15 protein-coding genes and 1 tRNA gene are annotated in these 13889 nt (G+C 66.9%); 9 read left to right on the plus strand and 7 right to left on the minus strand.

Annotated elements, in window-relative coordinates; genetic code table 11:
• Positions 1-38: 38 nt before the first annotated feature.
• From LTT66_RS10320 to LTT66_RS10330, 3 genes are all read right to left on the minus strand, one after another.
• A complete protein-coding gene (locus tag LTT66_RS10320; RefSeq protein ID WP_233066259.1) occupies positions 39-1316 on the minus strand; it encodes a YibE/F family protein in 1278 nt (425 codons plus the stop codon).
• Between the two features lie 395 nt (positions 1317-1711).
• Positions 1712-2965, minus strand: a complete 1254-nt coding sequence (locus LTT66_RS10325) for a pyridoxal phosphate-dependent aminotransferase (protein WP_181723009.1) — start codon at positions 2963-2965, stop codon at positions 1712-1714.
• Positions 2966-3065: 100 nt separating this feature from the next.
• Positions 3066-4076 (minus strand): tetratricopeptide repeat protein, encoded by a 1011-nt coding sequence (locus LTT66_RS10330; RefSeq protein WP_233066261.1) that lies wholly within the window; start codon positions 4074-4076, stop codon positions 3066-3068.
• A 90-nt stretch (positions 4077-4166) separates the two neighbouring features.
• On the opposite strand from LTT66_RS10330, the gene LTT66_RS10335 reads away from it, so the two are divergent.
• Positions 4167-4445: a hypothetical protein gene (locus LTT66_RS10335; RefSeq protein WP_233066263.1), complete on the plus strand. Its 279-nt coding sequence runs from the start codon at positions 4167-4169 to the stop codon at positions 4443-4445.
• A gap of 191 nt (positions 4446-4636) precedes the next feature.
• A complete protein-coding gene (locus tag LTT66_RS10340; protein WP_181723011.1) occupies positions 4637-5086 on the plus strand; it encodes a hypothetical protein in 450 nt (149 codons plus the stop codon).
• A 75-nt stretch (positions 5087-5161) separates the two neighbouring features.
• On the opposite strand, the gene dcd is transcribed toward LTT66_RS10340, so the two are convergent.
• A complete protein-coding gene (gene dcd / locus LTT66_RS10345) occupies positions 5162-5767 on the minus strand; it encodes a dCTP deaminase (protein WP_233066265.1) in 606 nt (201 codons plus the stop codon).
• Positions 5768-5879: 112 nt separating this feature from the next.
• On the opposite strand from dcd, the gene LTT66_RS10350 reads away from it, so the two are divergent.
• The 3 genes from LTT66_RS10350 to LTT66_RS10360 all read left to right on the plus strand — a co-directional run bounded on the left by LTT66_RS10350 (position 5880) and on the right by LTT66_RS10360 (position 8916).
• Positions 5880-6653, plus strand: a complete 774-nt coding sequence (locus LTT66_RS10350; protein ID WP_233066268.1) for an SDR family NAD(P)-dependent oxidoreductase — start codon at positions 5880-5882, stop codon at positions 6651-6653.
• Positions 6654-6899: 246 nt separating this feature from the next.
• On the plus strand, positions 6900-7652 hold the full coding sequence (locus LTT66_RS10355) for a phosphatase PAP2 family protein (RefSeq protein ID WP_233066269.1): 753 nt from the start codon (positions 6900-6902) through the stop codon (positions 7650-7652).
• A gap of 268 nt (positions 7653-7920) precedes the next feature.
• Positions 7921-8916 carry an aldo/keto reductase gene (locus LTT66_RS10360; protein WP_233066271.1) on the plus strand — a complete coding sequence of 332 codons (996 nt, stop codon included), beginning with the start codon at positions 7921-7923 and terminating at the stop codon, positions 8914-8916.
• A gap of 128 nt (positions 8917-9044) precedes the next feature.
• On the opposite strand, the gene LTT66_RS10365 is transcribed toward LTT66_RS10360, so the two are convergent.
• Together LTT66_RS10365 and LTT66_RS10370 are read right to left on the minus strand one after the other, a co-directional pair.
• Positions 9045-9575 carry a hypothetical protein gene (locus LTT66_RS10365; protein WP_233066273.1) on the minus strand — a complete coding sequence of 177 codons (531 nt, stop codon included), beginning with the start codon at positions 9573-9575 and terminating at the stop codon, positions 9045-9047.
• Between the two features lie 145 nt (positions 9576-9720).
• Complete coding sequence (locus LTT66_RS10370; protein ID WP_233066275.1) at positions 9721-10035, minus strand: hypothetical protein; 315 nt, start codon at positions 10033-10035, stop codon at positions 9721-9723.
• A gap of 983 nt (positions 10036-11018) precedes the next feature.
• Here LTT66_RS10370 and LTT66_RS10375 point away from each other — a divergent pair.
• The 4 genes from LTT66_RS10375 to LTT66_RS10390 all read left to right on the plus strand — a co-directional run bounded on the left by LTT66_RS10375 (position 11019) and on the right by LTT66_RS10390 (position 12514).
• Complete coding sequence (locus tag LTT66_RS10375; RefSeq protein WP_233066277.1) at positions 11019-11915, plus strand: helix-turn-helix domain-containing protein; 897 nt, start codon at positions 11019-11021, stop codon at positions 11913-11915.
• 55 nt (positions 11916-11970) lie between these two features.
• Positions 11971-12111: a DUF397 domain-containing protein gene (locus tag LTT66_RS10380; protein ID WP_408638835.1), complete on the plus strand. Its 141-nt coding sequence runs from the start codon at positions 11971-11973 to the stop codon at positions 12109-12111.
• The gene (locus tag LTT66_RS10385) at positions 12111-12338 is read left to right on the plus strand and encodes a DUF397 domain-containing protein (protein WP_233066281.1); all 228 of its coding nucleotides are present in this window, start codon (positions 12111-12113) and stop codon (positions 12336-12338) included. The genes LTT66_RS10380 and LTT66_RS10385 overlap by 1 nt, the downstream gene beginning before the upstream one ends.
• A 102-nt stretch (positions 12339-12440) precedes the next feature.
• Positions 12441-12514 (plus strand) — tRNA-Gly (locus tag LTT66_RS10390).
• A gap of 111 nt (positions 12515-12625) precedes the next feature.
• Here LTT66_RS10390 and LTT66_RS10395 read toward each other — a convergent pair.
• Entirely contained in the window at positions 12626-13735 is a 1110-nt protein-coding gene (locus tag LTT66_RS10395; protein ID WP_233066283.1) for a methyltransferase, read from the minus strand.
• Between the last annotated feature and the right edge of the window lie 154 nt (positions 13736-13889).

Raw genomic sequence — 13889 nt, forward strand, 5'->3', positions numbered from 1 at the left:
CCGAGATGCCCGGGGCGTCTCCCAGCTCATGACGGAGCTCAGACCCTGGCGTGCCGGGCGCGGCGCGCAGGCGGCGGACTCGATTCCTTCACCTTGAACGGGCGCGCCAGCAGCACCGCGATGCCGGTGGTCAACGGCACCGAGAGCGCCAGCGCGATGCCGCCGACCGCCGAGCGCGTGATCTCGATGGCCACCGCGTCGCCGGTCAGCACGTCGCGGATGGACCGCCCCGCCACGCTGAACAGCAGCAACAGCGGCAGCGCCCCACCGGCGTAGGCGAGCACCAGAGTGTAGACGGTGCTGGCGATGTGGTCGCGCCCCACGCGCATGGCGGCGGCGAAGACTTCGCGCCGCGAGGCCGACTCGTCGAGGGCGGCCAGTTCGAACGCGGCCGACGCCTGGGTGATCGTGACGTCGTTGAGCACGCCGAGCGAACCGATGATGAACCCGGCCAGCAACAGGCCGGTGATGCTGACGTGCTCGATGTAGGTGGCGACGTTCGTGTTCTGTTCCTCGGAGAGCCCGGTGAGGCTCGTCATCTCGATCGTGAGCCAGGACAGCACGGCGGCGAGCAGCATCGAGGTCAGTGTGCCGAGCAACGCCGAACTGGTGCGCAGGTTCACCCCGTGCGCCAGGTACAGCACCGCGTACAGAATCAGGGAGCCCGCGACCAACGCGACCGGGATCGCGGGTTTGCCGTCCAGCAGGGCGGGCAGCAGGAACAGCACCAGGACCGCGAAGGCGAACACCAGGCCGAGCAGCGCGCGGACGCCCCGCCAGCGCGCCACCGCGATGATCACCACCACGAAGACCACGACGATCAGTGTGAGCGGCAGCCCGCGCGAGTAGTCCTCGAACGAGTACATCGGCGTTCCGCTGGGATCGGTCTGGCGCACCAGCCGCACTTCGTCACCCGCGCGCAGGTCTGGTTGCCCTGGGCCGGGGGCGATTTCCAGCAGGGTGCGGTTGCCCTTGTGCGGCCCGGACTCGATCGCGATCACGCTGCGCTGACAGGTGTAGGCATTGGAGCGCGGCGGTTCGGGCTTGTCGACGAACACTTTGCCCAGCGACGGACTGCCGCACGGCCCGATGTCCTGCAGGATGACGGTGCCCGCCTCGGTCTGCACCGCGCCGCCGCCCGCGTTCTGCATCGGCAGCGGGATATCGACGTGCTGCTTGCTCGGCCACAGCGCGATCGCCGCGATGACGACGGCGACCCCGATCACGGTGAGTAGCCCGACGACCACGCGCGCCGCCGGGGCGCCGATCGCGATCGGTCCCGAGTGATCGTGGTGATGGTGGTGGTGGTCGCTCACCGCGCTCCTACCTGTCAGATGTGTTTCCGCCCGGAGCGAGCCTAAAGGATTTCATTTTCAAGACCCGCGCGGCGGCTACCGAACACATCAGCGAGTACACGGGTCAGAGCGATTCGATCGCAAAGAAACGGGATTTGGAGGGGGCGGCGGAGAGCAGGGGGATGTCTCCGCCGCCCACAGGGCAGGCGGCCCAGGGGGGTAGGCGGCCTAACCCAAGGCCGGATGTGCCCAGGGGGGGTAGGCAATCCGGCCGGGCACTCAAAGTGCCGAGGACTACTGTACACAAAAGTACTTCTTTTGCGCTAGTTAGTCGCCAAACCCGACAGGTATCCGTACGCCGGGTTTGTTTCCGGGCTGGAAGCGGGGCGATTATATGGCCCGCGGGCTACTTCTCACTACTGGCGATAGCTGGCGAGGAAGTTGCCGAAGCGCTCGATGGCAACGGCGAGATCCCGCGCCCAGGGCAAGGTGACGATCCGGAGATGGTCGTGATCCGGCCAGTTGAAGCCGGTGCCCTGCACCATCAAGATCTTCTCTTGCAGGAGCAGATCCAAGATCAGCTTCGAGTCGTCGTGGATCTCGTACACGTTCGGATCCAGCTTCGGGAACGCGTACAGCGCGCCCTTCGGCTTCACACACGACACTCCGGGAATCATGTTCAACCGCTCCCAGGCGACGTCGCGCTGTTCGAGCAATCTGCCGCCGGGCAGGATCAGATCCTCGATGCTCTGATGACCGCCGAGGGCGACCTGAATCGCGTGCTGCGCGGGCACATTCGGACACAGCCGCGACGAAGCGAGCAGGTCGATGCCCTCGAGGAAACCGGCCGCGTGTTCCTTGGGGCCGGTGATCGCCAGCCAGCCGGATCGGTAGCCCGCGACGCGGTAGGCCTTGGACAGTCCGTTGAAGGTCAGGCACAGCAGGTCGGGCGCCACGGTGGCCAGCGAGATGTGCTTGGCGTCGTCGTAGAGGATCTTGTCGTAGATCTCGTCGGCGAGCAGCAGCAGCTGATGTTTGCGCGCGAGGTCGGCGAGTTGCTGGAGCACTTCGGCCGAGTACACCGCGCCGGTGGGGTTGTTCGGATTGATCACCAGCAGCGCTTTGGTCTTGTCGGTGATCTTCGATTCGATGTCGGCGATATCGGGCTGCCAGCCGTTGGCCTCGTCGCACAGGTAGTGCACGGGAGTACCGCCCGCCAGGCTGGTCATGGCGGTCCACAGCGGATAGTCCGGCGCCGGGATCAGCACCTCGTCGCCGTTGTCCAGTAGGGCCTGCATGGTGATGGTGATCAGCTCGGAGACGCCGTTGCCGAGGTAGACGCCGTCCACGTCGAGCTCGGGGAAGCCCGGAACGAGTTCGTAGCGGGTGACGATCGCGCGCCGCGCCGACAGGATGCCCTTGGACTCGGAGTAGCCCTGGGCGTACGGGAGCGCCGCGATGATGTCGCGCATGATCACGTCCGGCGCCTCGAACCCGAACGGCGCGGGATTGCCGATATTGAGCTTGAGGATGCGGTGGCCCTCGGCCTCCAGCCGTGCCGCGTGCGCGTGTACCGGTCCACGGATCTCGTAGACGACGTTCTGCAGCTTCGTGGACTGCTCCAGAACACGCGGGGGACGGTGCGGATGATGAGGACTCACGCGTCCCATGGTGCCATCCGTCGCAACCGGATAAATCGCGTGTCCGAGCTCGCTACCGAGGCTCGGGCCCACTACGGCGGCTGCGGCGTCGCCGGATGTGACGCGTCACTCAACCAGCCGAGCCGCCCGGCGGGATGCTCTTGGCCGCGGTGGAGCCGCAGAACTCCTCGATCCGCTCGTCCAGCCGGCGGGCTTCGATCGCGTCACGGAAGGCCGGGGCCGCGATCCGCCTGCGCACACCGGTGAGCCGCTCCTCGAGCTGCGCGATGCGCTTGTCCTCGTCGAGGCCGAGCACCGGTTGCAGCGCCTCGGCCGCGCCGTCCAGGCTGCCGTTGATCAGGTGGGCGGCCGCGCAGTCGACCCTGGCCAGGGCTTCCGCTCCGTAGGAGCGCTGGGCGGACGGTCCGTTCGAATACAGCTCGATGGCCCGCTGCGTGGCGGTGAGCGCGGGTTCGGCCTGGCCGAGATGGATATAGGTGGCGCCCGCGTAGTAGTTGGCTTTGGCGGTGTTGAACCCGAAGACGCCGCCCACCTCGTCGTGCAGGGCGTCGGTGGCGGCGATCTCGCGGGCGTCGTCGGCCGCCCGGACGCAGCGGTCGGTGTCCGCGGCGCTGCCCAGCGCCGACCAGATCCGCGCCTCGATGTTGAGCAGTCGCACGTGCGCGGTCGCGGACTCGGCGTACTCCTGCCCGCTCTGGGCGAGCTGGACCGCCCGGCGCGGGCGCTGCGACCAGTACTCGATCAGCGCGTGCATGCCGCGCGTCCAGGCGCGAAGCCCGTTGTGCCCGCACAACTCCGCGTAGGCCCACGCCGCCCGGATCTGCTCGCCCGCCGCGTCGTAGTGACCGAGATCGGTGCTGGCGTTGGCGAGCAGGCCCGAGAGCGTGCCCGCCAGGAGATACAGATGACTGGTGTCGACGGGCCGCTGATGACCTTCCAGCAGCCGGTACACCCGGCGGCGTACCCGCACCATCTCCACCATCATCGGAACCGGCGGGATATGCACGTAGTCGTTCGCGATGCGGGTGACATCCGCGTCGAGCTGTTCCAGCGTGCTCGCACCGACATTGGTGCTTTCGGCCTTGCCGGCGTGCTCGCTGGCCTCGTGGGCAGCCGCCATGATCAGATCCCTCTCCGAAATCGCTGCTAACGCAACACCTCTCATCGCACCGGCGTCTATGAGAGCCAAAAGGTCCGCGTCGCTCGAATAATGAACGCGCTCCGGGGCGTCGGCGCGCGCATCGAATTCCGGCGGGACGGCTCGATCGACCACGGGCTGATCGATCAATGCCGCGAACCGTGCCCGCACCACATCATCGGACCTGGCCAGCGAGGTATCCAGAGCGGCTTGGTTGATCGGTCGTGGATGGACCCGGACGCCCCCGGCTTCCCACTTCGAGACCAAGCGTTCGTGCACGCCCAAATGGGCGGCGAATTCCCTGATGCTCATCCGCTTGGCATCGCGAAGGGCGCGGGCCTCTTTGCCTGACCAATGCCTGACCACGGTGCCATCCCTTCCGAACGAACCCACTCCAGAGTACGAGCGGTTTGTGAGCGCGGCCACAAGTGAAATGCGTTTTCTATCAAAGGCAGCGGAAGGGCAGCGCAAGGCGGGTAGGCGGGCGATGCCGAATCCGGCGGCGGCCCTGGACCATTGAATCGGAAGGCAAGGAGTTCGCCGTGAATGTCGAGAAACTCAGGACCGTGGACGATTGGGTGGCGTTCTATCGGCACGAGTTCGGGCTGCCGGTCACCGAGCGTGGCGGTTTCGCCATGCTGCCGATCACCGGACGCGTCTGCGTCGTCCACCTGCCGACCGTGCGGGCCGAGAAGGTCCGCGCCGCATTGGAACAACAGGGAACGAGGGGTCCCATGTTGGCCAGGCAGATCCGATGGAGCTTCCTCGCCGAGCCCGACAGCCGACCGGGGCCACAGGTGCTCGAGGTGCTCAATCGGCTGGATATCGGCCTGCCCGCCGTCGGCAGCGCCGTGATGTTGCCGACCGGTCTCGGCCGCTGGACCCGGGAAGGGTGCTTCTGGGTCAGCCCGCCGAACCGCGGTGACACGCTTCCACCGCTGTCCGTCATCCTCACTACGGCGCTCGCGGTGGGAGCGGGCGGCGGGGACTGATCACCTCCGCGATCAGTTCCCGCTGCCGCCCGCCGGGTCCGCCTCTACCCCCACAGTCGACGAGGCGGACCCGGTTCAGCTCGAGCGTGATCCGGCGGCGTCGACCGCCGCGGCCGGAATCGGGAAGTTCAGATAGGACCGCGAGGGGGTCGGCCCGCGCTGGCCCTGGTACTTCGAGCCCGCCACGGCACTGCCGTACGGATGCTCGGCCGGGCTGGTCAGCCTGAGCAGGCACAACTGGCCGATCTTCATGCCGGGCCACAACGTGATCGGCAGATTGGCCACGTTGGACAGTTCCAGCGTGATGTGCCCGCTGAAACCGGGATCGATGAAACCCGCGGTCGAGTGGGTCAGCAGGCCCAGTCGGCCCAGGCTGGACTTGCCCTCCAACCGTCCGGCCAGGTCGTCCGGGAGCGTGCACACCTCGAGGGTGGAGCCGAGCACGAACTCGCCGGGGTGCAGCACGAACGGCTCGCCCTCGGTCGGCTCGACCAGGCTGGTGAGTTCGTCCTGCCGCTGCGCGGGATCGATGTGGGTATAGCGGGTGTTGTTGAACACCCGGAACATCCGGTCCAGGCGCACGTCGATGCTCGACGGCTGGATCAGGTTCTCCAGCAGCGGCTCGACGCCGAGACGCCCAGCGGCGATCTCCGCACGGATGTCACGATCGGAAAGCAGCACGCGACGAGCGTAGCGCCTGCTCGGCGGGGCTCCGCAGGCGCACAGTGATAAATAGAGAGAGATATCATCGCATTCATTCGGGCGGCGGCGCCCGCGATCGAAGGGATGCACCATGACCGAGGGCTCGCTGTTCGACCTGACCGGCCACGTCGCCGTCGTCACCGGAGGCAACTCCGGCATCGGTCTCGGGTTCGCCCGCGGGCTCGCGCGGGCCGGGGCCGATCTGTGCATCGTCGGCCGTAACGCCGAGCGCAACCAGGCCGCCGCCGCCGAATTGAGCGCGTCCGGCGGCCGCGTGCTCGCGCTGAGCTGCGACGTGGGCGAAGAACAGCAGGTGATCGACACCTTCGGCCGCGCGACCGCCGAACTCGGCCGCATCGACTCCTGCTTCGTGAACGCCGGTGTCAGTCAAGGTTTCATCCCGTTCGTGGAGACGGATCTCGCGGAATTCCGCCGGGTCACCTCCCTGAACCTCGACGCCGCGTTCGTGACGCTGCGCGAAGCGGCGAAGGTAATGCTCGCGCAGGGCGACGGCGGCAGTCTGGTCGCCACCGCGAGCCTCGCCGCCCACCAGGGCGTTCCGCGCGGGCAGTCCTACGCGGCCAGCAAGGCGGGGCTGATCGCCATGGTCAACTCGATCGCGGTGGAGCTGGCCGAGCACGGCATCCGCGCGAACTCGGTGCTGCCCGGCTGGGTCGAGACGCCGATGACCGAGGGGACCTTCGCCTGGGACCGTTTCCGCGAACGCGTCCACCCGAGGATCCCGGTTCGCCGCTGGGGCCTGCCGAGCGATTTCGAATCCGTCGCCGTCTACCTCGCCAGCCCTGCCAGCGCCTACCACACCGGCGACACCCTTCTGATCGACGGCGGCTACAGCAAGTTCTGACGTCTCCGCGCTGGTCACCGTACGCGCGCGGACGGCCCGCGATGTCCGCCACGAACGAAGTGTCATCCCGACCGCCGCGTCGTCCTCTGTCCCGCCGTGCTGTCGCCCCACCATGCGGGGCATCGCCCCCACCATGCGCGGCATCTCGCCAGCGGATCGCTGCGGCCGGTTCGGTGCCGGGGCACCTCGCGGAGGTGGGAAGCAACTGGGGTCCACTCGTGGCCTCCGACATGGGAACGTGGAGTGGTGACCTCCCTACGCATCCGGAACATCGTCGGGGTGCTCACCGCGTTGCTGGTGGTGTGCGCCGCAGCCCTCACGGCAGGCGTGGTCGGTGACGGCGGTCCCGGCAGGATCGATCGCGGCATTGCCGATTGGGCCATCGCACAGCGCAACGATGCGCTGACACCGATCGCCGTGGTGGTCAGCGTGCTGGGCGGCACGCTCGCCATGACGGCCCTGGCCACCGCGGCCTGCCTCGTGCTGTCCTGGCGAAGGCGCTGGACCTCGGCGACGCTCGTCGCGATCACCGGGCTCGGCGGCGGACTACTGGTCCGCGGCGGCAAGCGGCTGACCGACCGCGACCGCCCGCCCGTCGAGGACCACCTGATCAGCGTGTCCAACCAGGCCTATCCCTCCGGACACGGCATGGGCTCGTTCGTCGTGGTCGGCATCGTCTTGGTGGTCGCGCTCCCCAGCATGCACGGTCCCCTGCTGCGCGCCTGGGCCACGATCGCCGCCGCGGGATTCGTCGTCGCGGTCGGCCTGTCGCGCGTCTACCTCGGCGTCCACTGGACCACCGACGTCCTCGGCGCCTGGTGCTTCGGCGCGCTGTGGCTCATCCTCTGCCTGAGCGTGTATCGCTATTTCGTGCCCGCCGGTGGGCCGGTGGGCGGTCACCGTCGGCGAGATTCCACCGACGGAAGCAGTCAGGACACGACACCGGACGCGTCCATGCCTGGTGACGCCGGAACGCCTTCCGAGTACCGGCGGGCGTAGTTCGCGGAATCGACCCGGTCGTTCGCACACGACGGGGTGGCCGACTCACAGGCAGACGGACCGGATCCGGGTACCCGACAACGTCCGGCTGCCCGCCGAGGTCGAAGGCTTACGTCCAGCACCGGTGCGAGCCTGCTGAACGGGGCACGAGCGCCGAGTTGCCAGGCGCGGACTTCCCCGGCCCGGGCGATCTGTACTTAGCTCACCGGCGTGATACCAGCCTTGTCACGGCCTGCCTACGGCCCCGAATGCGATGCAGACTGCTCGCATGATGCGATACCGACTGTTCGGCCGAACCGGTCTGCGGGTGTCCGAACTCGTGCTCGGCACCATGGCGATCAGCGACGTCGATGAATACCGGCGGATTCTGAACGTCTTCTTCGATGCCGGAGGCAACTTCGTCGACACCGCCTCGGCTTACGGCGCGAGCGAGGAAATGCTCGGCACAGTGCTCGATCGCCGTGACCGCTTCGTCATCGGCACCAAGTACACGCTCACCCGCGACGCGAGCGACCCGAATGCCTCGGGCAACCACCGCAAGAACCTGATCCGATCGCTCGAACAGAGTCTGCGACGGCTGCGCACCGACTACATCGACGTGTACTGGGTGCACGTATGGGACCGGCACACTCCGATCGAGGAGACGGTACGCGCGCTCGATGAGGTCGTACGCACGGGCAAGGTGCTCTACATCGGCATCTCCGATGCCCCCGCATGGGTTGTGGCCCACGCCAACACACTTGCCCATTGCCGGAACCAGACACCGTTCGCCGGTTTGCAGGTGCCCTACAACCTGCTGCAACGCGATGTCGAACGCGAACTGCTACCGATGGCCGAAGCGTTCGGGATGAGCGTCACCACGTGGGCGCCGCTGGCGCGCGGGGTCCTCTCCGGGGCGACGGGACGACGCGCCGACCCCGCCCGATTCACCGATCGGGAACGCGCCGCGGCCGCCGCGGTCGACACCGTCGCAGCCGAACTCGGGGTGCCGTCGGCCCATGTGGCGCTCGCCTGGACCCGGCATCGGTCACCCACCGTCCTGCCGCTCGTCGGCGTCAGCACCGCGGCCCAGCTCGAGCAGAATCTCGGCGCCGTCGACCTCACGTTGTCCGACGAGGTGGCGGACGTCCTCGAGGCGGCAGTTCCCTTCGACCTCGGTTTCCCCGGCGACTTCATCTCCGAATGCGACCGGTCACCCCAGGTCTACGGCGACACGGTGCGGCGTGTCGACACCCACAACCGGCTCAGCGGGATCGCCCCCTGACCGACGGACACCCCGATCCGCCGAGGGCGGGCAGCCGACGTAGGAATCGCAGAACACCGCTCGGCTGTCCGCGCGCCTCACCCCGGCATCCGGTTCGGGCTTCCCCGGCGTCCTTACTCGCTGCGGGATCATCCGGAACCCAGGTCGGCTCGCGCCTGCTCAGCGATCTCGTTGATGCTGGTCTCGTTCACGTACTTCTCGATAGCCGCGAGGCCCACAGCCGCGACCCGTCGCCATTCGTCGTCGTCTGTGAGCCCGCCCGGCCGTTGATCGAGGTGGTTCTTGACGACCATCAAGGAAGTGTCGGCGGGTTCGGACATCAGTGCGCTCAGCTCGCGGTCCCGGCGGGCGAGGGTGGGGCCCATCTCACTGCCCACGATCCGAACGGCAGCTTCGGCGCGCATATGCGCTCGCAGTGGTTCTTCGAGCTTGTTCAACTCCGAGGCTATGGTGGTGTGGTTGGGCGGGCGGGCCAGCAACGCAGCACGAATCCGACCCAGTTGGGCGGCGACGTCCATAACAGAAGCGACATATGCTTCGTGGCGATCCTTCCGCACGGCCTGCGCCGCCGCGTGGCGTTCCTGCCGGTTCATCTCCGTGCTGCTCACATGGGTAGACGCCCACGCCGATACCCCAGCCGAAATCACCGCCGCGGCCACTGCGGTGACCAGCGCGTATCGCCCGTTCCGCGTCGCGACCCGCAGACTGCGCTGAAGTTCCGCCAAGTCGAACGAGGAGGCCGCCGCCGCAGGTCCGGCGGACTTTTGAAGCCTCTTCGGCGCAGCGGTCTCGTCATCCATGAACTCAAATTACGTCGCACGAGGTCTTCGAAGGGGTAGACGCGCAGATAGCCGAGGAGTCGCCGCGATGCCGGATTCCGGCCTCCGCGATCTCTTTCGCGCGCCCGATGTCGTCGGTTGTCTCGGAATACGAGCGGATCAGCCGACCTGTGTCGTCGCCCAGCGTGACCCGCAACGTGCCATCGGCGTGGATGACCCGGATGACGGCACGTCCGCCGTCGAATGGCTTGGTCAACCAGTGGTCCATTGCGGGGCCGCGCAGCCGCCAACCGTCGGTGGCATCGACACCGCGAATCCGGGACCACCCGGAATGCTCCATGTCAGCCCGCCATCGCGGTCGACGGATGCGAAGTGCGGGGATGCTCGCCGCCCGCCCTCGGCCGAGCGGGTGCGCCCACGGCTCCCTGCGCATGCTCGGCGACGGCCGCTCTGGATGCATACGGACGCAGGCACCGTATGCAGCAGGAATCCGAGGTTTCCCGGGTGATCGGGCGAACCAGCAGCCTCGTCCCGCCGAAGTAGCACGCCATTGTCCAAACGGCGGCGGCGACGGCCGCGACAGTGGCCATCACTGATCACCCCCGGTCGAATAGTCATCGGGCATGGACGCTCGGGGCCGCCGCCTGCCGTGTACCTGATCAGCCCAGGCGCGCACCGCAGCGATCACTACCTGCCCCGAGGGACGAAATGGGTTGCGTGGAGGAACTATCCAGTGACGGATCGCTCCAGCTGACGCTGTGGGCGATGGAAGCGCGATGCTCGCCCCGGTCCGTGCGACGTTGACATCCAGACGGAACATCTCGGCGAACAACTTCACATCGCCCAGCTCGATGTCGGGGCGAATCAGGAACGTCCACCTTCCGGACCGTGGGTGCCCCACTATCGGGCCGCCCCCGTTCCCGCGACTCTGCAAGTGAGCCTTCACCGCCTGACCGAGCCGCGGCGGCATCGTGACTCCCCACACGCTGCCCGCGCGAAGGATGATCCGGCCCAACTCGGGCGGATCGATGACGACGGGTAGATCGCAGGTCCGCCGGTAGTACTGACAACGGGACAGTGGGGTGTCCCCGAACGCTCCTTCGTCCATCAGTAGACCTCTGCTCACATCGAAGATGGTGGGTGCGCCGAACGCCGGGATGTGCGCTAGCAACGCCATACCCGCAGGCCACACGCGTCTAGGAGACCATCGAACGATGCGTTCTGGAAGCTTCCTGAACGAATATCAGGAGGTATATGTACCAACTTCAAGTTAGGAGGCAGAATCCAATCCAGAATCGATAGTGAAAGTTAGGAGTATGAACGATGTCCGCTGAAGCAGGTTCGGGCTCGACCATCCCGCGCCGCCTGCTCGCTCGACAGCTTCGAGCGCTCCGCGACCAGGCACGTATCAGTTCCGAGGCCGCGCGGAACGAGATCGGCGTCTCGCAGCAGACCTTCTGGCGCATGGAGACCGGGCAACCCGTAAAGATCAACCGGCTGTTCATCGAGCACCTGTGCAAGATCTACGGGGCTGACGAGAAGACCAAGGCGGCCTTGCTGGCGCTGCGCGATGAAGCTCAGAACAAGAGCTGGTGGCATGCCTACAGTGATGCGATCCCGAAGGACTTCGACTTGTTCGTCAGGCTGGAACAGGCCGCTTCGAGTCTTGTGGGATACCAACCCACGCTTCTGCCCGGCCTGCTACAGACCATCGAGTACCGCCAGGCGCTCATTTGGGTGGAGCGACCGAACATAAGCACAGCGGACGTAAACCTCCGGCTGGAACTCGCTTCGAGGCGACAGGACCGCGTCACTTCGACGATCGCCCCGCTCGACTTGGACGTGATCGTGAATGAGGCCGCACTCAGGCATGCCATTGGCGGTGCAGCAGTGATGACCCCCCAACTGCATCACCTAGCAGAGGTCGGCAGTCGTCCCAACGTCTCGCTACGCATTGTTCCGATCGATGCCCGAACGCATCCGGGCCTCTTCGTCGGTGCGTTCACAATCCTCGAGTTTCCCCCGCACAAAACGACCCATCTGACCGAGCCGCCGGTGGTGTACGTTGAGGGCTACACAGGGGACCTCTACCTGGAGAAAGGCGAAGAGGTCGCACAGTATCGCAAGGCGTTCAGCGACATTGAACGCTCGGCATTGAGCAGAGAGCAAAGTCGCAATCTGTTCCTCGAGATTGCAGAGGAGTACGCCCGTGGACGTTGACCTATCCGGCGCTCACTGGTTCAAGAGTCGGCGCAGCGGACCGTCCAAGGATTGCGTGGAGGTCGCGTTCCTCGGAGGGGGCCACGTCGGCATGCGCGACTCCAAGAACCCCTCCGGCCCGGCGCTAGTGTTCACCCCAAGCGAGTGGGACGCCTTCACTGCTGGCCTCGTACACGGAGAGTTCGACCGGTCGTAGTGACCAACGAGAGTGCGACGGTGATTCCTGACGCAACGGACGCCACCTGGTTCAAAAGCAGCCACAGCGGAGGCCACGGCGATTGCGTCGAGGTCGCATTCCTCCGAGGCGGCAAGATCGGCGTCCGCGATTCCAAAGACCCAACTGGCCCGGCGCTGGTGTTCACACCCAGCGAGTGGGACGCCTTCGCGGCTGGCGTCGCGCACGGGGAGTTCGACCGGCCCTAGCCTCCCAGTTGGACAATCGACGCAGGTCACCGGCTTCTAGCTGGACATTTCCCACCCCGCGCGCGGCTTCTGCTACAGTCTCGGTTGGCGCATCTGCGCCCTGCCGATGTAGTTCAATGGTAGAACTTCTGCTTCCCAAGCAGACAGCGCGGGTTCGATTCCCGTCATCGGCTCCACCGAAGGCCCTGGACCGGCATTCCGCCGATCCAGGGCCTTTCTGCTACCGGCCATACGCCCGGCCCCATCGACATGGCCGAGGCGAATCGCGACCTCTCCGGCATGTCCGCTCACCGGGGTACCAGGCGGTAGAGGGAGGTTGTTTCCGCTGCGCGGGCGGTGGCGAGGGGGGAACCCGGATCGTTCGCTCGGCGGTGGGTAGGGCGGGTCTCGAGTTGGGCGGTTATGCGGAGGTCGGCGGCGGTGATGCGGGTGAGTAGTTCGTCGCGAGTGCGTAGGCCGAGGTGTTCGGGGAGGTCGGAAAGGATCAGCCAGCCTTCGCCGCCTGGGCGCAGATGGGCGCGGAGGCCGGAGAGGTAGTCGTGCAGCATGGACGAGTTCTCGTCGTAGACGCCGCTTTCCAGTGCCGAGGTCGGCGTGCCGGGGAGCCAGGGTGGGTTGCAGACTATGAGGTCGGCCTCGCCGTCCGGGAAGAGAGCCGGGCCGTGCACGTCGACGGACGACAGGCCCAGTCGATCGAGATTGGCGCGGGCGCAGGTCAGTGCGCGAAGGCTGTTGTCCGTGGCGGTGATTCGACTGCATCCGCGGCGGGCCAGGATGGCGGCGAGCACACCGGTGCCGGTGCCGAGATCGAAGGCGATGTCGGCCCGTGCGGGTAGTGGCGCGGCGGCGACGAGGTCGACGTACTCGCCGCGGACCGGGGAGAACACGCCGTAGTGCGCATGAATGCGGTCATCGAGGGCGGGCACGTACACGCCCTTCTCCCGCCACTGCGCCGCACCTAGCACACCGAGCAGGCCGGTTAGCGGGATCATCGTGCTCCCCTGCGGCTCGCCAAACGCCTCGGTGCACGCGCGCCGCACGTCAGGAGCGCGACGCAACGCCAGCGAGTGGTCGTCCTCGAGCAGGACGAGCAGCTTGCCGAGCACTTGCGCCCGACGACGACGCGACGCCCGATAGCGCCGGAACGCTTCGGCCGGGTCGTCGTCCAGCGGACCCTGCCGCTCTACCCGACGCCCCATCGCACGCAATAGTTGCCGCGCATTGTGGAAGTCACCGCGCCACAGCAGGCCGGTCCCTGCGCGCGCCAACCGGCAAGCCGCGTCGGCGGTCGTCGCGTCGTTCACCACCACGATCGAATCAGGCGCCGACGCGCCGTTTTCGGAATGCCAGCGGGCGGTTCGGAATGTGTGGTCTTCGGTCCAGGAAACGGTGGACACCGCGTACTCCTCGTGATCGAACGTGCATGGGCACGACGAGCACTTCGCCGCGGAATCGCGAAAAACTGTGCGGTTATCGCACAGGGGTCAGTCGAGTTGTCTGCCTACGCCCGCGTCGAAGTGCGCGGGAAGTCACCGAGGACCATGCCGAGCG

The organism is Nocardia gipuzkoensis (genome assembly GCF_021183645.1).
Classification (GTDB): domain Bacteria; phylum Actinomycetota; class Actinomycetes; order Mycobacteriales; family Mycobacteriaceae; genus Nocardia; species Nocardia abscessus.